Annotated in this window: 8 protein-coding genes, 1 tRNA gene, 3 rRNA genes and 2 pseudogenes; 3 read left to right on the top strand and 11 right to left on the bottom strand. The window is 38.7% G+C overall.

Annotated features, from left to right (window positions below):
* Positions 1-170: 170 nt before the first annotated feature.
* From E4O00_RS11430 to E4O00_RS11445, 4 genes and pseudogenes are all read right to left on the bottom strand, one after another.
* Positions 171-593, bottom strand: coding sequence for a hypothetical protein (locus E4O00_RS11430; RefSeq protein WP_253677488.1), 423 nt, complete (start codon positions 591-593; stop codon positions 171-173).
* Between the two features lie 345 nt (positions 594-938).
* A pseudogene (hutH, locus tag E4O00_RS11435) lies at positions 939-2,463 on the bottom strand (histidine ammonia-lyase).
* Positions 2,464-2,497: 34 nt separating this feature from the next.
* Complete coding sequence (locus tag E4O00_RS11440) at positions 2,498-3,583, bottom strand: endonuclease/exonuclease/phosphatase family protein (RefSeq protein WP_253677489.1); 1,086 nt, start codon at positions 3,581-3,583, stop codon at positions 2,498-2,500.
* 122 nt (positions 3,584-3,705) lie between these two features.
* Positions 3,706-5,325, bottom strand: coding sequence for an ATP-binding protein (locus E4O00_RS11445; protein WP_253677490.1), 1,620 nt, complete (start codon positions 5,323-5,325; stop codon positions 3,706-3,708).
* A gap of 120 nt (positions 5,326-5,445) precedes the next feature.
* Here E4O00_RS11445 and E4O00_RS11450 point away from each other — a divergent pair.
* From E4O00_RS11450 to E4O00_RS11465, 3 genes and pseudogenes are all read left to right on the top strand, one after another.
* Positions 5,446-7,319, top strand: a pseudogene (locus E4O00_RS11450) (hypothetical protein).
* A gap of 2 nt (positions 7,320-7,321) precedes the next feature.
* A complete protein-coding gene (locus E4O00_RS11460; RefSeq protein ID WP_253723067.1) occupies positions 7,322-8,248 on the top strand; it encodes a permease in 927 nt (308 codons plus the stop codon).
* Between the two features lie 18 nt (positions 8,249-8,266).
* Entirely contained in the window at positions 8,267-9,040 is a 774-nt protein-coding gene (locus E4O00_RS11465; RefSeq protein WP_253677494.1) for a TIGR03943 family putative permease subunit, read from the top strand.
* A gap of 27 nt (positions 9,041-9,067) precedes the next feature.
* On the opposite strand, the gene E4O00_RS11470 is transcribed toward E4O00_RS11465, so the two are convergent.
* The 7 genes from E4O00_RS11470 to E4O00_RS11500 form a co-directional block, all read right to left on the bottom strand.
* Positions 9,068-10,036: an AAA family ATPase gene (locus E4O00_RS11470; protein ID WP_253677495.1), complete on the bottom strand. Its 969-nt coding sequence runs from the start codon at positions 10,034-10,036 to the stop codon at positions 9,068-9,070.
* 47 nt (positions 10,037-10,083) lie between these two features.
* Positions 10,084-13,800: a transglutaminase domain-containing protein gene (locus E4O00_RS11475; RefSeq protein WP_253677496.1), complete on the bottom strand. Its 3,717-nt coding sequence runs from the start codon at positions 13,798-13,800 to the stop codon at positions 10,084-10,086.
* On the bottom strand, positions 13,784-15,082 hold the full coding sequence (locus tag E4O00_RS11480; RefSeq protein WP_253677497.1) for a DUF58 domain-containing protein: 1,299 nt from the start codon (positions 15,080-15,082) through the stop codon (positions 13,784-13,786). Before E4O00_RS11480 ends, E4O00_RS11475 begins: the two co-directional genes overlap by 17 nt.
* 66 nt (positions 15,083-15,148) lie before the next feature.
* Positions 15,149-15,260, bottom strand: a 5S ribosomal RNA gene (gene rrf, locus E4O00_RS11485).
* Between the two features lie 103 nt (positions 15,261-15,363).
* Positions 15,364-18,318, bottom strand: a 23S ribosomal RNA gene (locus E4O00_RS11490).
* Positions 18,319-18,505: 187 nt separating this feature from the next.
* Positions 18,506-18,579 (bottom strand) — tRNA-Ala (locus E4O00_RS11495).
* Between the two features lie 122 nt (positions 18,580-18,701).
* Positions 18,702-20,246 (bottom strand): 16S ribosomal RNA (locus tag E4O00_RS11500).
* Together the 16S, 23S and 5S rRNA genes with 1 tRNA gene alongside form the textbook arrangement of a ribosomal RNA operon.
* Between the last annotated feature and the right edge of the window lie 247 nt (positions 20,247-20,493).

Below are 20,493 nucleotides of genomic sequence, written 5' to 3' on the forward strand. Positions count from 1 at the left end.
TTCCTCAAACCGGAACGTAAATACTTATAAGAGGTTTATTTGCCTACTTCCAACTAAAGCCGCTACCGCTGCTATGGTCTATTTCTTTTGAAAACTTAACTTCATTAGCAACTTGTTGTATAGAAGGATGGCTCCAAGTTCCTATATCGAATACAAAAACCCTATTTTTGTTAATCAATGTCTGAGTTGTTGTTCCTACATCGTTTTTTTTGGCCGTAATAACCGTCAGAGGCTATTACAAGTTTGTCCGGTTTCATTGCAATAAAACGGTAAGGAGCAAATTCTCCCGATGTTTCAGTGGAATATATGGTGTCCATTTTTCCCTTTTGTTTGGTTATGAGACCGTACAAAACACCTTCATGAATATATAGGGCGTTAAGGTTTTCTTCAATGTATGCATTTGCTGTATTTTCCGTCCAAGCAGGATCTGTTCCGCCGGGAGTAACATCAGGATGTCCTGTTGGTATGTTTTTTGCAATAGTAACCGTTCCGGCAGCAGAAGCGGACGCGGAGGTAACTTCTAGTTTTTGATGAGAATATTTTATAACTTTAATAATATACTTCTCATCATGTTGCCCTTCATTAGTTATCACTTTTACCGCTACAAAGATGCCGTCCCTGTTGGCTGCAAGGGCGGTAATAATATCCTTAGGATTTAAATCACTGAGTTCGATACCGGATTTTCGGATAACTTCATCTTACATGCCGAAAACAACACGGCTAAAATTAAAACAAATAAAATTTTTCTTTTCATAATCGTCCTCCTAAAAAATCGTCATCATAAATAGTTTTGATCATAAAACAACATCTCTATCTATAATTATATATCAATACAAGCAAAAAAATAAGAAAAAACTCTTTTATTCAATAAAAAAAGCCCGCACCGGATTTATGTTTCCGATACGGGCTTTTTAAACCGGCTTAGTTGTTAAACCGATTTACTTAATAGCCTTTTCTATCATTTCGATGTTTTCATCATTTGAAATAATCTCAAGAGCCTTCATAATGTCATCATAAAGAATGCGGTCTTCGGTAACTGTGGAAATGTGTTTTCTCATAAGCTTCATCATTTCGCCGGTTCCCTTACCGTATTTTTTGATACCGCGTAAATCGCAGGCTTGAGCGGCTGTAAGCCATTCGATAGCAAGAACATGGCGTACGTTTTTAACGATTTCGGTAATCTTGCGGGCTGCGGTTGTTCCCATACTTACATGGTCTTCTTTATTTCCTGATGAGGTAATAGAGTCAACGCTGGCAGGGTGAGCCAATACTTTGTTTTCTGAAACAAGGGATGCAGCCGTATACTGAGGAATCATAAAGCCGGAATTGACTCCGCCGTTTTCTATCAAGAATGCAGGGAGGCCTCCGTTTAACTGCGGGTTTACAAGGCGTTCCGTTCTTCTTTCACTTATGTTTGCAAGTTCACTTACTGCTATGCCTAAGAAGTCCATGGTAATGGCAATGGGCTGGCCGTGGAAGTTTCCGCCTGAGATAACATCCTTATTATCGGGGAATACGAGCGGGTTATCGGTCACAGAGTTGATTTCAACTTCAAGAACCTTGCGGACATAGGCGATAGCATCGGCACTTGCTCCGTGAACCTGAGGAACACACCTGAGAGTATAGGGGTCTTGAACATCGTTTTCTCTTGTATTGATAGAAGAGCTGCCCTTTAACATTTTAAGAATAAAGGCGGCTGTATCCATCTGTCCCTTGTGGGGGCGGGATTTATGGATTCTGGGATCGAGGGCGGCTGTGATACCTCTAAAGGCTTCAAATACCAAAGAAGCGCCCATGTTTGCAGCTTTGAGGAGCTGCTCTGCATCATGTACCGCCAAGGCTCCGATACCGGACATTACGGGCGTACCGTTAATAATACCAAGTCCGTCTTTTCCTGAAAGAACAACAGGCTTTAGCCCGGCTTTTGCAAGTGCATCCTTTCCTGCCATCAGCTTACCTTCATAATAAGCCTTGCCTTCCCCTATCATTACGAGGGCGATATGGGCAAGGTTTGCCAAGTCGCCGCTTGCACCTAAAGAGCCTTTTTCGGGTACATAGGGTGTTACTCCCTTATTAAGCATATCTACAAGAATATCCGGCACTGCGGGAGTTACACCGGAAAAACCGCTTGCATGTGTGTTCAATCTCAAAAGCATAATAGCTCTTACTATGTCCTCAGGGAAAGGATTGCCTACACCGCAGGCATGACTTAAAATTAAGTTTCTCTGCAAGGCACCGTTTTGATCCTTTGTAATTGTTACGGTGGATAATTCTCCAAAACCGGTCGAAATACCGTAGGTAGGCTTACCGCTTTTTACGATGTCGTCTACAATTTTCTTTGAATCCTTGATTCTTTTTTTTTGCATCAGCGGAAAGCTTTACTTCCGCACCGTGTCGGGCGACAGCTACAACATCTTCGATTGTTAAACTGCTGCCGGTTACTGTTACAGGTTTTACCTTCATTTTTTTGCTCCTTATATTTTATTTTAAATAAAAATCATTTTAAAAGTTTAAATTCTGCAAGCACAGGATGATGATCCGAAAATTCAAAATTTAAATCAATATTGTTAACTCCGATAATTTCAACATTAGGCGAACATATAAAACCATCAATAACAGTCGTATAGTTCTCGCCCTTAACATAAGGTTTTTCCAAAAGTCTAACAGTCGGTACCGAATTATCGAAACACCACTTCCATTCCTTGCCGATAAAATCTGAAGGAGAATATTCTATCCATTCAAGGAATTCTTCAGGAGTATTATAAGGCATAAAGCGATTTTTTTCTACACCCGGAAACAAAGAATTCCAATCTCCTCCGGCAATGACCCAATGCCCTTCATTATAAAACTTCAAAGCAAGATTTTGTAAAAATTCCATTTCCTGCTTTCGTAGAACTCCGTCAGCATCATAGGCTGAAAGGTGCAAATTTATCATATAAAGATTTTTATTGGGAACATCTGTTTTAATTTCAGAAACAAGAATACAGCGTTTTAAGTTTACCGTTTTTAAGGGCCATGAAAATGAGCCGGGGAGCTGAAGTCTTTCGGCCTTTGCTATCTCATATCCGCTTAGAGTAAAAACGCCGCTCTTAACTCTTCCCAAAGGGTTTGAAACGGGAGCCGGAACAATAAGGGCATCATAGTTTGCTGCAAATACCGAATCATAATCGGTAAAAAAATCGGTAAGGGCTTGCTTTTGATTTATATAAAAACTGCGTTTTGATTTTAAGTCAATTTCTTGGATTAGATAGAAACTTGAAAGATTTTTGTTTAAGATATTTTTAACGCTTTCAAGATTATGCAAAACGGCATCCATGCTTCGAGCCGTTACATTTTTGCCGCCGTCATAAAAAAAATCGTTTTTAGCATCAAGCCCGCAATATCCTATGTTCCAATTTAAAACTTTAAAATTTTCATCGGTATTTAAAACCGATTTTTTTGATCCTCTTTTTATATCGGCATTTTCGACAGCCTTAGGCCGATATTCTGCTGCAGTTACAAAAATGAGAAAACTGCCTATCAAAAAAAACGCAACCGCTAAAATTATTAAAGGAATTAAAATATATATTTTTTGTTTGTTCATTCTCAGACAGCCTCTCTTTCAAATTTTTTTTCTTACTTAAAGATTATAACTCAAAAATAAATTTTATGCAATTATAATGGATAGAAAAATTATAATGTTATAACTACTGAATAGGCAAGCTTCTATAAGCTTGCCGTTTTCCACTCCCCGATAGTTCTTTCTTCTTCATCAAAGCTTGAACCTATCATGATTATATTTTTGCCCTCGCTCTTAAATTGCTCGGCATAGCCCTTTTCTCTTATCTGTGCGATTGCATCTTCAGGGCTTCCTGCACTCATAAGCTTAAACTCAAAGATGTATATCGTGTCTTTAGTATGCACTATACAATCAGCCCTGCCCCTTGCACAGTGTATCTCGGTTTGAACAAATTGACCCATCAGCTTAAAGATTAAGTAGACAGCCGTCTGGTAGTTTTGCTCTCTTAACTTAAACCTATCCTTCGGAAGATTATCGTAGGGTACTCCCGCTATTATTGCCTGCATCCTCTCCATAAAGGCATCTACATTCCCTGCGCGAATATCCTTTGTAAATTCCCACACGGATGAAGCCGTTTCATAAGGCCGGAGAGAAGAATAGGCAGGCACAAGGTTTTCTAAAAAGCCGTAACGCACCTCATCATTAGGGAAGCCCAAGCGGTAGATATTTGCTTCTTCTAAATATTCCTTTATCGTTAAATACCCCGATTGAAAAAGTATCGGTAAAGGGTCTTTCGCATCGGCACGATATAGATCGATTCCCGCTTCGTTTATTTCCACTCCTCCGTCCAAATCGGGTACATTGTAATAAGCGTCTTTTAAATAGTTTACCAAAAAGGTCGGAGTTCCGGTCGCAAACCAGTAGTTACCTAAATCCTTTGCAGAAAAAGCACTTAAAACACTAAAGGGATTATATACGTTCACTCCTTCTTTTGCAAATAAATACCCGTCATACTTTTTCTTTAAATCCGATAAGGTTTCTTCAAAGTTTTTCTTTTTACGATCTGCTAAAGCCTTTATTTCAGGTTCGAAGTTAAGTTTTAACTCTGAATCGTTTATACCGCAAATATCGCTGTACTCGGTTATAAGACTTATATCTTGTAAGTTATTTAAATCACTAAAAATACTTACCTTACTAAACTTTGTTACGCCTGTTAAAAAAGCAAAACGGATGTATTGGTCGCAAGTTTTTATTACCGAATAAAAAGCTTTGAGGGTGTTTCGGTATTCTTCGTTTAATGCCTCGTTTACACCCATAGTTTGTAAAAGAGGCTTATCGTATTCATCCACAAGGATGACAACTTGCCGGCCGGTTTTTTCGTACAAGGCTGAAATTATAGCTTTAAATCTATCCTCAATACTTCCAGATGTTTTTGTAAGTGAATAAATTTTTTCCCAGTCATCTAAGTGCAAATTTATAATAGTTAAAAGAGCTTCTTGATCCTTATAATATTTGGTATTAAAATCCAAATAGAGAACAGGATATTCTACCCAAGCGGCAGATTTTTCGATTTCGGCCCGTTTTTCTTCTGCCTTTTCGATGTATAAGCCGGTAAATAATTCTTTTTGGCCTAAAAAGTAGGCTTTGAGAGTCGACAAAAAAAGGCTTTTGCCGAAACGCCGAGGGCGGCTTAAAAAATAGACCTTACCCAAGTTTGCCAACTTAAAAGCATATAAAGTTTTATCAACATATAAAAAATTTTTTCTGCGTAAATCCTCAAAACTCTGTACACCGATCGGTATTTTTCGTGAAAAATCAAAGTCCATCTTTAAACCTCCTTACAGATGATTATAGCATAAAATCAAGTGAATATTCAATGTTTGAATTTAAATTTTTAAAACCCTGCCAATCTTGAATTATTAAAAAATATTGTGTATAATACTAAGATGACTATTTATACGGATTTACTGCACCTTCTGCGAATGTTCTCTTTACGCAGAGACAGTGCTCAAGTGACCCTTCAGCCTTTTCAAGATTATCTCCAACGTTATGCACGGCATTTTTTACAGCAAAAACCGGAACTGGCTGTTCACCTTGAAATTTCTCTTGATACCCTTTTAAATGAACTAAAAAAAATACAAGATGAGGGAGATATAATAATAACAACCGATAAATCCAACACTACTCTCATCTTTGTTCCATATTTTCATGTAGATAATATATCCCGTCAGTATGCAAATATTGAACAGCATCCGGATATTCCTTTTCCGCTTTTATCGGATCTGCCAAGAAATTTTCCGGGAAAATTGTTAAAGGCAATAAATGTTTCAGACGATATAGCCGAGCTCAATCCCGAATCACGCGAAAATTCTTTTTTATATACCTTAAACTATAACGGCGATATCCCCGCCCTTATCTTTCCAGGCTCTTACAAAACCGAAAAACTTTTAGGTTTAGCCCTAGATAAGATTAAGCTTTTCTTATCAAAGGATGAAAGCAGAGATTATATGCAAAAAAGGCTCATGGTTGCCAATCCAGGCAAAGAATTTACAGTTAAAACATTTATCGCAAAAACCATGGCTCACAGTGTTAACAGCTTTCAAAATGTTAAAGAATCGGGCGATAATTATATATTGTGGGGACAGCTGTGTGCCTTTATAAAACAGGAATTTGCCAAAAAGAATGAAAAGCTTCCGGATGAAATTGCCTTATTACAAGCAGCAGGCATTCTCGAATATTTAAATAACTACTACCGAAACAGGGCCCAAAAAGATATTCAAACGGACACAGCTTTAAAAAACCTCCTTCTTGCTTTTCAAAAATCTCCTTATTATTTTACAATGAAGCAAATCACTGAATTTACAGATTCAAGAGGAGTGCCTCTGCTTGGACAATATACTGAAGAAACCTTGCAGAATTTTATGAAGGAAAAAACAAGCTCTTCCGAAAAATATATAATCCCGGATATTCTTACATTTACAAATTCTTCAAATGATAGGTTTTATTTGCTTACCGAAAAAGTTGTACCGCTTTTAATATCGCTAATAAATGAAGCGAGAAAACCGGTTAGGGAACTATGTATAAAAAAATGGCATGAGATGTTAATAAATTTCGAGCAAGATGACTCAATGAAGCACGATTCAGCTTTCAACGATTTATTAAAAGAAATCACCGCCCGTTCGGCACCTAACCTGCACGGACTTTTAAATGCTTCGTTTATTTTATCAATAATTGCAGATCCTCGCTTAAACGAGATCCAAGCTATGGAAATCAACAGAATTTTTTCCAGCCGGTAAGCCTGCAGCGTATAACGAAATTTTAATGCTCAATAGGCATGAGATTTTAAGCGATACCAAGATTCTTCTTCCATTTTGGTATACCATCCCTATAATTTCTGCAATCATTGCTTTTTTTTAAACGCAAGAAAAAAACACCTCAGCCTGTGCAAGCAGAAAAAAAGGAAACTGTCCATAAAAAACCGAAACAAAAATTAAAAGATGCCGCAGAAAAAATCAGTATAGAATTTATTCCTGAAGGAATGACAATAGATCAGGCCCTCGAAAAAAATCTGAATGAATGGAATAATACGCTAAGCCATCCTGCAAGAGAAAACCTGACAGAAGATGTAAATGCTTTAATCAGAGATTATTTACGCGGAATAAATAAAACTCTTTCGGTTTCAAGCTTTACCACGGACAGAGTTAAAGGACTGGCAAAAACACTGCTGGACTCTCCAGGCCTTTTAAAGATAAAAGACAGAAAGGCTTTAAAGGACTATGTTGAGTTATATATCATAAAATTGGTATCACAGTATTATTAACAATGTCCGGTTTTATAAGCACAACAAATACGATTTTTTTAAGCATCCTCTTGCAAGCTTTTCCTTTTATGCTTTTGGGGATACTTATATCTTCAATTTTGCATATTTTTATTTCTGATAATTTTGTTGTAAAAGTGTTCCCTAATAAACACGGTCTAGGATTTTTAACCGCCTTGTTAGGAGGCCTTGTTTTTCCGGTATGCGAATGTGCTTCGGTACCGGTTCTTTCGGGGCTTGTAAAAAAAGGAGTTGCCATGCCTATCGCAGTAACATTTATGCTCGCAGCTCCTATTTTAAACCCTATTTCGATAATGGCGACACTATACGCCTTTCCTGAAAACCCCATGACAGCTCTATATAGGGTAATCTTTGGTATAGTAACAGCCGCAGCCATCGGCATATTGCTTTTGTTCTATCCAAAAAACGAGTATTTAAAAGAAGAAATAGACAATAATCATTTATGCTCTTGCGGCAGCTGCGGATGCTCTTCCGGTTCTTCACAAGATCAAAAATCGTTTATACAAAAATTAAAAGAAATGTTTTTGCACAGCGGTACGGAATTTTTTAATGTCGGACCTTATTTAATATTGGGAGCAATGGTAACCTCTTTTATACGAGCCGGAGTGCCGAATAATTTTTTTATAAATTTTAACGAATCACACTCTTTAAGCAGCATCTTGATTATGATGCTTTTTGCCTTTGTGTTTTCTGCATGTTCCACATCGGATGCATTTATTGCCCGCAGTTTTTATGGGAGCTTTTCTCTATTTTCAATTATGGGATTTCTTGTATATGGACCAATGATGGATATAAAAAATATCTTCATGCTTTTATCTATTTTTAAAAAACGATTTGTAATAGAGCTGGCTATAATAATAACTATTATGAATATAATTTTTATAAGTGCAATGGGATTTATATTTTTATAAAAAATGAGTAGGTAGGATATGAAAAAATTACTTTTAGATATTTTTATCGAAAAAATTATATGTTCCCTATTATTGTTAGCAACCTCTCTTGTGTTTATTTATGCGGTAGCTTCAAAAAAAGCTCTCCTGTATGTTCATGTACGCCATACAGGTATAATTATTTTTTCGGCTATTGTGTTTTTTATTATAGCAATTATTACAATGAGGGATGCTTTTTGTGTTCCCCATCACACTCATGCAAAAAGAAAAAATCCCTTGTATCTGATAATTTTTTTAATGCCGATTTTATTTGCAATTTTTATTCCTTACAAAACATTAACTGCGGACTCTCTTGCATTTAACGGAGATATTCTTTCATTTCAAAAGCAAAAAGAAGAAACCGGCCCTAATTTCAATTTTAGACCAAGCCGGCTTTTGGAATTGGAAGACGGTTTTGTAGTTATGGATAATGAAACTTTCGGACGCTGGCTGCCTGAGCTTTATTTAAATTTGGATTCATGGCTGGATAAGAAGATAAAAATCGAAGGTGCCGTTTGGAAAAACCCTGAAGTTTTAAGTGAAAACGAATTTGCAATAGGAAGAATGTTGATGGTTTGCTGTGCAGCAGATATGCAGCCGGCCGGTCTTGTAGCTCAATGGACAAAAACAGAAGAGCCGCAAGAAGACGATTGGGTCCGTGTTACAGGCACAATTTCTAAAACAGAATATGAAGGCAGCTTTGAACCTTTAATCATAGTAGACAATATAGAAATTATTCCGCGGCCGGCCTTAGAATATGTCTATCCTTTTTAAATAAAATTTTCATATCATCAGTTTTATTTATGATTCTTTAGACCAGTCCGTTTCTTTATCCATTTTTATCAAAACGGATTTTGTAATTTCTGCAATAGATTCTTTTGCATTAACTTTTCTATTTTTAAAAATACATCTATGAGCAAGAACATAAGGAGCTATCGTTTCAATATCCTTATCTTCAACCCAATTCCGTCCGTTTGCCAGAGCCATAGTTTTTGCAAGATGCAAAAATTGCAAGGAAGCTCTTGGAGAAGCTCCTAGTTCAATATCGGAATGTTCGCGTGTTCTATTGCAAATATCAATTATAGCTTTTTGCAATGCCGTGTGACAATAAACTCTTTCTTGTTCTTCTCGGGAAGTCATTATATCGCCTGTACTGATGATAGGATAAAGTTTTGAAAGAGTCTTTACCCCCGGATTACCTCGAAGTATTTCAAGAGATGCATCCTCATTAGGATAACCTATCGAAACAGAAAGCATAAAGCGGTCAAGCTGAGCGGGAGGCAGGGGGTAGGTTCCCACCGTTTCCACAGGGTTTTGAGTGGCAGCCGTAAAAAAAATATCGGGCAGCCTGTAAGTTTGTCTTCCTACAGTAACCTGTTTTTCTTCCATAACTTCAAGAAGGGCGGATTGCACCTTGGGAGGAGTTCTGTTTAATTCGTCAGCCAAAAAAATATCGCAAAACACAGGACCTTCTATAAATTCAAAACTTTGAGTTTGTGCATTAAAAACATCAACACCGGTAATATCATATGGAAGTAAGTCCGGAGTACATTGAATTCTTTTAAACTCGGCAGGATCGCCGTAGTCTTTTTTTATTAATTTAGCTAGGGCTTTTACCATTGTTGTTTTTCCGACCCCTGGAACATCATCTATGAGAACATGGCCGCCTGTCAGAAAAGCTGCAACAAAAAGGCGTATAACCTCATCTTTTCCTTTTACTACTAAGCCGATATTTCTGCTAAGCTCATCTATTATATCTTTTGTATTCATAACAAACAGTATAATCGAAAATATATTTTTGTCTATATCAGAAGGTTTTATAGTTTAAAAGTAAAAACTTCTTTTACAAAAATATTTATGGAATTTTTAATCTGTTTTTTATCTAAGTTTTGAATCGGAATATTTTTAATATAAAGACTATACCCATTTTTATCGGTTAAATTAAAAGAGAGAATTTTATCCGAGTACTTCAGATTGAGAGTAAATTTGGGATTTTTTGCTTCGCTAAAACGGGATGACAATATAAGTTTCTTTATTTTTGTTTCATTAAGGCTTGTATTTTCATTTTTACCGATATTCACAATTATTTCGACCGGTAGTTTTATGTCATGCTCCAAAAATCCGGCAGGATTAGAAGCAAAAAGAGATTCCAAATAGCCATAACAAAGATGCGAACCGCTTTTCTTTGAAATTTTGCATCCTTCGGCATATAAATCGGTAAGACTGTTTTTTTCCCACTCGGAATCCATTTTTGAAAGACCCTCATTAAGGAGTTTTAAATCCGACTCAATAATTCCCCGATCGGCCATATAAGCTCCTACACTTTGCGGAATAAACATAGTCTCTATAGATTCTGCCTTTTTAAGATATTTTAAAGCTTTTTTCCCCTTTCCTCTAAAAGCATAATAATAATAAGTATTCGTATAAAGAGTATTTGTATTGCTGATTAAATTTCCTCTATCGCTTTCCTGATATTCTTTTGCAACCTTTAAAGAGTATAATCGGAAAACCGAATCATAATATTTATGTTTTAATCTATAGTTTATTTTATCTCCTAAACTTTTTATCCAATCTAAAAAACCAGATTTTAGTCTGGTTTTTTCAAAATTATATTTCCGTATGTATAACGATTTTTTTATGTCGTAAAGATTAGCTTTAAATCCGTTTACACTCAAGCCGTAATTTGAAATCCATGCTTCGCTGATATTTTGAAGATTATTTAACATATATTGTTCAGCTTTTTCAATATGCCCTGTTTCCAAAAATAAATTTACAATACTTAATGCTGAAAGAGGAGTATCATCATCGGCAGCGACAGAAAGATATGCAGCAAGGGCTTGCGAAAAATTATTTCTTCTTTCTTCAAGTTCTCCCAATATCATATAACCGGAGGTATGCTCATCCATACGTACCGCAGACTCTGCATCCTCTATTGCATTATCAAATTGATAAAACTGACTTTCTAAAATAGCCTTATTATAATAATAAACGGATCCGGAATATCCTCTATCACCTTGCTCTGCTCCCTTTATGGCCTTTGTATAAAACTCTTTAGATTTTTCATAATCAAAAATTTCATTGTATAATGTTCCAAGTGAGTTATAAACAGATATGTCATCTCCGTAACGCTCTATATTATCCAACAAAAAATTTATTCCGTCTTCAGGTCTGTGGCACTTATAACATAACCAGCCGTAACTGGATGCTGCAAAACGGTCATCAGGAATAAACCTCAAATATTTTGTTATATACATAAGAGCTTCTTCATATTTATTTAAAGAAGACGCGCAACTGAAAAGATAAAATAAAATACTGCTGTTTTCAGGATTAATTTCCAAACCTTTTTTTAAAACTTTATACGCCGGCTTATATAATTCTTTATCATGATAAATTTCTCCCAACTTTAAAAAGAGACTGTCGCTTCGAGGATATTTTTTTATTCCATCCTGCAAAAGAGATAAGGCCAGTTCCCAATTTTCGGCTTCCGCAGCTTTTTCTGCCTCAGCAAAAATACTTTCAGCATTTTCAGCAAATACAAAACACGCTATAAGGCAAAAAAACAATAAGGAAATTATTTTTTTTGTTTTATTTTTTAAAAGAGCCTTTGCAGCCGTTGCATCTTCTTGTGTACATTCCGGTGCAAACTTTGCTTTTTGGATAAGTGCTTTCATTTGTTTTTTCTCCTCATCGCTCCGTGTTTTTTTCTTAAACAGCTTACCTGCCGTCAGCACCAATCTTCTATTATTTTTAGAAAATTTTAATACAAGATAAGGCTGCATCTTATAAAAAGTAAATATCAAAACCAAAAGAAAAATTATAATAAATCTTAAGAAAGATATATTCTCTTGAAAAAATTGTTTTATATAATTACTTATACTTAAAACCTCATCTTCATTTTCAGTAACTGCCGTCAGTTTAATTTCACTGCGGTTTTCCAAAATTTCACTTAAAAGAGAATTAAATTCTTCTCCTCCGGCATTCATTCCAAAGTTAATATTTTCTCCCTCGGCAAGTTGTGAAGTCGTAGAATCAAAACTTACCCAGCCTATAAATGGAAAAAAAACTTCAACCCAGGCATGTGCCATATTTGCCCGAACCGGATAATAATTCATAAGCTCCGATTCCGGCTGGACAAAAAAACCTACGGCAACTCTGGAAGGTATCCCGATACTTCTAAGCATAAGTGCATATGAAAATGCAAAGTAAGAGCAATATCCTTTTTTTGATTCCGTCAAAAAATATTTTAATTGATCTCCATCAGAAGCTCGTCCCGGTTTTAGCGAATAACGAAAATCGCCATCCTTAAAATAAAATTGAAGGGCAAGAATTTTATCCAAATACCCGGGTATGTCTTCCGTTATTTTTTCAGCCGTTTTATGTACAAGCTCAAAAGTTTCGGCATCAATTTTAGTATAAAAAGCTAAATCTTCTTTAGACAAACCTTCATCTTCATTCCCTGATGGAAATGTCTCGCCGTAAAGATCCGATGCAAAATCAAATATTGCATCACTGAACACCTTATATCCTCCGTTAAATTTTGAACTATTCCAAATCTCATAAGGAATAACCTGAACCGGATAATCCATCGCTATAAAAGAGGAAGGTGAAAGATTTACAAAAAAATATTCTTGTGAAACTTTTTCACGCATAGAAAAGGCCCTATGCAAAATATCTTTTTGTCCCTTAGGCAAGGCTGTAATCTGAGGCTTTTCGGATGGAGCTTTTTTTTCATAAAAACCTTTTGCAGCATCCCAACCTGAAAGATACATTCTCCTCAACATATTGTGAGAAAAATCTTTATCAAAATGAGCAACTAAAACAAGATCATCACTCATTTTAATTTCACTTTGCAGTTTTAAATAATCCGAAAAATCAAACCGAAAAAGAGTCGGCTGCAATAAGCCGCCATGATTAACCGATGCAGCCTCATTATAATTCTTTAATATAAAAAACATTATAAAAGCAAAAAACGGTAAAAAAAACAAAAAGAATGTAAAAACTTTTTTTTCAAAATTAAAAGATAAAAAAATACGAGTCAGCTCTAATACAGAAAAGCTAAGAGAAAACAAAACTGCATATATCGGATGTTCAAAAGCCGACATCGAAAAATTTCCCTGCCCAAAAAAGAAAAGAGCAAATATACTAAATAAAATTATAGGTTCATATTGCCTGTATTTTTCTTTTTGAAAAAATAAAACGGTAGATATCACAATAAACACTGCTTCAATTATTAAAAACGGAAGTATAACCCCCAACCGCAGATATAAAACATCAAACAGCGGGGTTGAAAAATTTTTTAATAAAATTAACACAAAACGCAAAAAAAGACCGATAATTATAAAAGACAAAATAATAAAGGCAGATATTTTTATCCGCCTTTTTTGAAATTGGTAACACAAAAAAATTAAAATAACTGCCCATACCGGAAGCACAAACGAAGATAAAATTTCAAAAAAATATAATGAAGGAATACTGCTTAACATTACCAGCGAAATTACACGCAAAATAAAATTCAGCCTATATCGAGTAAGCATAAAATCCTCCATTTCTTAATTCATTTTTTATCAACTCAATCTTTTCATTCATCTCTTTTGATAGGCGGTTATATTTTTTTTGAGAATATGTATAAAACAAAAAAGAAGATAAACGGCTTTGAGGTTCTTTAATAGCTGTTTCAAGTCCGGTATAAAAAGCACATTCATTTTTATGATCTTCAAAGATTCCAAAAAGCTTATCGAGAATACTATTGCTTGATTTTACAGGCATAAGAAAATATAGTAAGCAAGTTTTTTTATTTTCATCATCAATAAAAAAATTCTTTTTTAATTTAGGTTCAGCTTTATTTAATTGTTTTCGAATTCTAATTTGAGGAATCGAAAAAATTCGCTTTATAAATTCTTCGGCATCTCTGTCATCAGGATAAACAGTTGCCGTTTCATAAGAATTTTTTTCGCGGTCATAAAAACGGATATTAAAACTTATTCCTTTTTGGTGTAAATAAAATGCTGCCGATGCACTAAAATTAATAAGATCATCAAATTTCTTTTTATAAAATTCAATATCTTTATTTACAATGGGACTTTCAACATAGAGTGTAAAAAAAATTCTCGGAGGAGGAATAAAGTCTCCCTGCTTTATATTAAGCTCCTGAGTGTGGGCATAAAGTTTCCAATTAATTTTTCTTATATCATCACCCGGAAAATACGGACGCGAATCATAAAGCTCATCGGTGCGTCTTAAATTTATGGTGTGAGCCGAAGTCTCATTTAAAATTTCAGGCAGCTCAAAATTTTTTATTTCGGTAATTTCAGGATAAATAAAAATTTGCGGTATCGACTTTTCCTTTTTTAATAACTTGAATGACAAGAACCCTGCAAGATCTGAAATTTCAATATATTCTTTCTCCAAAAAAAATCGTCCTCGATCTTTTTTTGGAAGAGGAAAATGAACAGAATTCCTTTTAAGCTTAATACTAAACTGCAATCTTCTACTTTTTCTGTTATTTATATCAGAAAAAAATTCAAAGCGATAAAATACATGAACGCCCGGCAAAACAATCGGGAAAAGTTTCTTGTGCTTTCGGTTTTCTAATGGAAGAATATAAATACTATCGTTTTTTAATTCTATTGATGAGTCCGCTTTTTTCCATAATAGAACGGAAAGCTCAATAAAAATTAAAGAGAGAGTAAAATAAAGGCATAGGCAAACACCGCAAACAATAGCAAACAGTTCGCCTCTGATACCGGCTGCCGTCAACAAAAGAATCGAAAATAAAATATAAATAGTTCCGGAAACCGTCAATTTAAACACCCTCATTCGAGACATACTAACATTTTTTAGTAAATAAAGCAAGGAGAAGTTAAATATTGAGGATAAAAAAAAGCCAGGCAGCATCCTACTTTCCCACTTGATCAGCAGTATCATCGGCGTAAGAGAGCTTGACTTCCGTGTTCGGGATGGGAACGGGTATTACCTCTCCACTATGGCCACCTGGCAATAATAAACAAAATAAGGACTTAAAACTTTGATAGTTTTAAGTGTACTAAGAATGAGAACGAAGAAAGAACATTATAAAGTTTGAAAAAAGAAACAATAATATGGTCAAGCCTCACGACTTATTAGTATTGGTCGGCTGAACACATTACTGTGCTTAGACCTCCAACCTATCAACCTTGTAGTGTGCAAGGAGTCTTTAGGAGGGTTAAACCCTCAGGGATACGTAGTCTTGAGGCGGGCTTCCCACTTAGATGCCTTCAGCGGTTATCCCTTCCGAACTTAGCTACCCGGCAATTACCCTTGGCAGGATAACCGGTACACCAGAGGTTCGTCCATTTCGGTCCTCTCGTACTAAAAACAGCTCCTCTCACGTATCCAACGCCCATAGCAGATAGGGACCGAACTGTCTCGCGACGTTCTGAACCCAGCTCACGTACCGCTTTAATTGGCGAACAGCCAAACCCTTGGGACCTGCTTCAGCCCCAGGATGCGATGAGCCGACATCGAGGTGCCAAACATTCCCGTCGATGTGAACTCTTGGGGAATATCAGCCTGTTATCCCCGGAGTACCTTTTATCCGTTAAGTGACGGCGCTTCCACTCGCTACCGCCAGATCATTAAGACCTACTTTCGTATCTGCTCGAGCTGTCACTCTCGCAGTTAAGCCTCCTTGTGCCTTTACACTCGCTGCGCCGATTTCCAACCGGCGTGAGGAGACCTTCGCGCACCTCCGTTACTCTTTAGGAGGCGACCGCCCCAGTCAAACCGCCTGCCTATCACTGTCCCGCTTCCGGTTTCACGGACAGCGGTTAGAAACCTGATTTATCAAGGGTGGTATTTCACATTTCGGCTCCACCCAACCTAACGGTCAAGCTTCATAGCCTCCCACCTATTCTACACATGATAAACCAAGTCCCAATAATAAGTTGCGGTGAAGGTTCACGGGGTCTTTCCGTCTAACTATGGGTAACCGGCTTCTTTACCGGTATATAAATTTCACCGAGTCTCGCGTTGAGACAGTGCCCAGAATCGTTACACCATTCGTGCGGGTCGGAACTACCCGACAAGGAATTTCGCTACCTTAGGACCGTTATAGTTACGGCCGCCGTTTACCGGGGCTTCAATTCAAAGCTTCACATTGCTGTTAACCTCTCCTCTTAACCTTCCGGCACCGGGCAGGTGTCACCACCTATACGTCCCATTGCTGGTTCGCAGATGGCTGTGTTTTTGATAAACAGTCGCCTGGGCCTGCTTTCTGCCACCTCCACATTTTAAAAAAAGGAGGTCACACTTTTTCCGAAGTTACGTGTGCATTTTGCCGAATTCCTTAACGCGAGTTCTCTCGAGCGCCTTAGATTTCTCATCCCATCTACCTGTGTCGGTTTACGGTACGGTCTTTTATAACCTAGCCTTAGACAGTATTTCCCGGCACCTTGATTACGCCCGCTTCGTTCCACCGTAGTGTCCCTCGCTGTCGCAGCTTACCTTGGACGACGGATTTGCCTATCATCCTTTTTAACGGCTCGCTTACTTTGACCGGCATCCGTTAGCTTACCGGGTTTCACCTCATGCGTCCTGCCATCGAAATTATAAAAGGTATCGGAATATGAACCGATTTCCCATCGACTACGACCTTCGTCCTCGCCTTAGGGGCCGACTTACCCTGGGGAGATTACCTTTACCCAGGAAACCTTAGATTTTCGGCGGGGAGGGATCTCACCTCCCTTTTCGTTACTTATACCTGCATTCTCTCTTCCATCTCCTCCAGAATCCCTCGCGGGTATTCCTTCATCAGTTAATGGAATGCTCCCCTACCGCCTTACACATTAAATCGCGTAAGACCCGTAGCTTCGGTATACTGCTTAGCCCCGTTACATTATCTGCGCATGGACACTCGACCAGTGAGCTGTTACGCACTCTTTAAAGGAATTGCTGCTTCTAAGCCAACCTCCTGGCTGTCTTTGTATCCACACTTCATTTCACACTCAAGCAGTATTTGGGGACCTTAGCTGACGGTCTGGGCTGTTTCCCTTTTGACTACGAACCTTAGCGCACGCAGTCTCACTCCCATACGTTGATTATCGGCATTCAGAGTTTAACTGGGTTTGGTAGGCTTTGACGCCCCCTAGTCCAACTAGTGCTTTACCTCCGATAATTTTGTATGAGGCTGTCCCTAAAGGCATTTCGGGGAGAACCAGCTATTTCCGGGTTTGATTAGCCTTTCACTCCTAGTCACAAGTCATCCATACCTTTTTTAACAGATTATAGTTCGGTCCTCCACAGCGTTTTACCGCTGCTTCAACCTGCTCATGACTAGATCACTCCGGCTTCGGGTCTACGACATGCAACTATTCGCCCTATTAAGACTCGGTTTCCCTTAGGCTCCGGAACTCTATTCCTTAACCTCGCTGCATATCGTAACTCGCAGGCTCATTCTACAAAAGGCACGCTACCACCCTTTCGGGCTGTAACATCTTGTTGGTTTACGGTTTCAGGTTCTATTTCACTCCCCTTACTGGGGTTCTTTTCACCTTTCCCTCACGGTACTTGTTCACTATCGGTAGCTAAGTAGTATTTAGCCTTGGATCGTGGTCGACCCGGTTTCCGACAGGGTTTCTCGTGCCCCGCCGTACTCAGGTACTGCATCAACAAGTCCGATTTATTTCACTTACGGGGGTTTCACCCTCTTCGCCAGGCTTTCCCAAAACCTTTCTGCTATAAATCGAATTTGTAACTTGTCGGTCCTACGCCGATGCAGCCCTACAACACCCTTAAAGGGTTTAGGCTCCTCCAATTTCGCTCGCCGCTACTTTCGGAATCTCTTACTTGATTTCTTTTCCTTGAGTTACTTAGATGGTTCAGTTCACTCAGTATCGCTTTACCTCTCTATTTTATTCAAGAGTGTAATGTCAGTATCACTACTGACGGGTTACCCCATTCGGCTATTTCCGTATCACAGGATGTGTGCTCCTACACGGAACTTTTCGCAGCTTACCACGGCCTTCTTCGCCTCTTAGCTCCATAGGCATTCGCCATAAACCTATATTCGCTTGACCATATTATTGTCCCTTCTTTCTTACTCTTTTCAAAAAGAAGTTTTGTATTTTTTTATTTTTCTTTTACGCCTAAAAGTCTTAAAACTTTTAAACGCCTTCGTTCCCTTCCCTAGTTATGTCAAATATCTGTTCGCCTTTTCTTAGCGATTGGGCGAATAAAAACCTTGTCGTTAAACAAGGTGCTTTATGGAGATAAGGGGATTCGAACCCCTGACCTACGGCTTGCAAAGCCGCCGCTCTAGCCAGCTGAGCTATATCCCCTCAGTTTTTTATTTTATAAAAAAGAGTTTCAGGAAAGAACGAAAAGGAAGTATCGGTTGTCTTGTGTACTTCAAGACTTGAATAGAAGGTTAAAAGTAACCTTCAAAAGCCCTTTCTCATAGAAAGGAGGTGATCCAGCCGCACCTTCCGGTACGGCTACCTTGTTACGACTTCACCCTCCTTACCAAACGTACCTTCGGCACCGTCCTCCCTTACGGGTTAGACTAGCGACTTCGGGTACCCTCGACTCGGATGGTGTGACGGGCGGTGTGTACAAGGCCCAGGAACGTATTCACCGCACCGTGCTGATGTGCGATTACTAGCGATTCCAACTTCATGAAGTCGAGTTTCAGACTTCAATCCGGACTACGATTGCTTTTTTGCGTTTTGCTTGACCTCGCGGTGTCGCTTCGATTTGTAGCAACCATTGTAGCACGTGTGTAGCCCTGGACGTAAGGGCCATGATGACTTGACGTCATCCCCACCTTCCTCCGATTTGTCATCGGCAGTTCCGCCAGAGTCCTCAGCATTACCTGTTAGTAACTGGCAGTAGGGGTTGCGCTCGTTGCGGGACTTAACCCAACACCTCACGGCACGAGCTGACGACAGCCATGCAGCACCTGTCAAGAGCCGTATTGCTACGCTGCCATATCTCTATGTCATTGCTCTTGATGTCAAACCCAGGTAAGGTTTCTCGCGTATCATCGAATTAAACCACATGCTCCACCGCTTGTGTGGGCCCCCGTCAATTCCTTTGAGTTTCACCCTTGCGGGCATACTTCCCAGGCGGTACACTTAATGCGTTTGCGTCGGCACCGAAGCTCTTGCCCCGACACCTAGTGTACATCGTTTACTGTGCGGACTACCAGGGTATCTAATCCTGTTTGCTCCCCGCACCTTCGTATATCAGCGTCAATCATCGGCCAGAAACCCGCCTTCGCCACCGGTGTTCTTCCAAATATCTACAGATTCCACCCCTACACTTGGAATTCCGGTTTCCCCTCCGTGATTCAAGTCAAGCAGTACCCAATGCAGTTTACGAGTTGAGCTCGTAGATTTCACACCAGGCTTACCTAACCGCCTACATACCCTTTACGCCCAATAATTCCGAACAACGCTCGCCCCTTACGTGTTACCGCGGCTGCTGGCACGTAATTAGCCGGGGCTTATTCGCATGACTACCGTCATCTCACAGGCATTCCCTCCTGTGGTTATTCTTCATCTGCAAAAGAATTTTACAACCTTTCGGCCTTCTTCATTCACACGGCGTCGCTCCGTCAGACTTTCGTCCATTGCGGAAGATTCTTAGCTGCTGCCTCCCGTAGGAGTTTGGGCCGTATCTCAGTCCCAATGTGTCCGTTCACCCTCTCAGGCCGGATACCCATCGTTGCCTTGGTGGGCCTTTACCTCACCAACTAGCTAATGGGACGCGGGCCCATCCTGAAGCGGAGCCGTAGCTCCTTTCCTCATTTACCTTTATGTAAATGAGCACATTCGGTATTATCTAATATTTCTACTAGCTATCCCCATCTTCAGGGCAGGTCACCCACGCGTTACTCACCAGTCCGCCACTCTAGGGGAGAGCAAGCTCTCCCTTACCGTTCGACTTGCATGCTTAAGACGCGCCGCCAGCGTTCGTTCTGAGCCAGGATCAAACTCTCCATCATTATTATTTCAATCCGCCCTTAAAGAGCGGTTGATTTTAATATTAAGTTTGTCCCTTACATATTATTGTTAAGGAATTTGATAGAAGTTAATCAGCTAACCTCTATCGGTTTTTGATACTTTCCTTACCAAAAGCTTTACGCTTTGGCTATTTTTGTTCTTTCCCTTCCCTCTTAGTTTCAAACATCATTCGCTTGCAGGGCTTTAAAAAGCTATGCAGCGAGCAAAAAGGAGTATACATTATTTTCT

It is taken from the genome of Treponema sp. OMZ 788, assembly GCF_024181245.1.
Taxonomy (GTDB): domain Bacteria; phylum Spirochaetota; class Spirochaetia; order Treponematales; family Treponemataceae; genus Treponema_B.

Excerpts from the sequence above, each read along its gene's own strand:
- E4O00_RS11445 (WP_253677490.1), bottom strand. The coding sequence starts at position 5,325 with ATGGACTTTGATTTTTCACGAAAAATACCGATCGGTGTACAGAGTTTT.
- E4O00_RS11440 (WP_253677489.1), bottom strand. The coding sequence starts at position 3,583 with ATGAACAAACAAAAAATATATATTTTAATTCCTTTAATAATTTTAGCG.
- E4O00_RS11480 (WP_253677497.1), bottom strand. The coding sequence starts at position 15,082 with ATGAGGGTGTTTAAATTGACGGTTTCCGGAACTATTTATATTTTATTT.
- E4O00_RS11465 (WP_253677494.1), top strand. The coding sequence starts at position 8,267 with ATGAAAAAATTACTTTTAGATATTTTTATCGAAAAAATTATATGTTCC.
- E4O00_RS11470 (WP_253677495.1), bottom strand. The coding sequence starts at position 10,036 with ATGAATACAAAAGATATAATAGATGAGCTTAGCAGAAATATCGGCTTA.
- E4O00_RS11460 (WP_253723067.1), top strand. The coding sequence starts at position 7,322 with ATGTCCGGTTTTATAAGCACAACAAATACGATTTTTTTAAGCATCCTC.
- E4O00_RS11475 (WP_253677496.1), bottom strand. The coding sequence starts at position 13,800 with ATGCTTACTCGATATAGGCTGAATTTTATTTTGCGTGTAATTTCGCTG.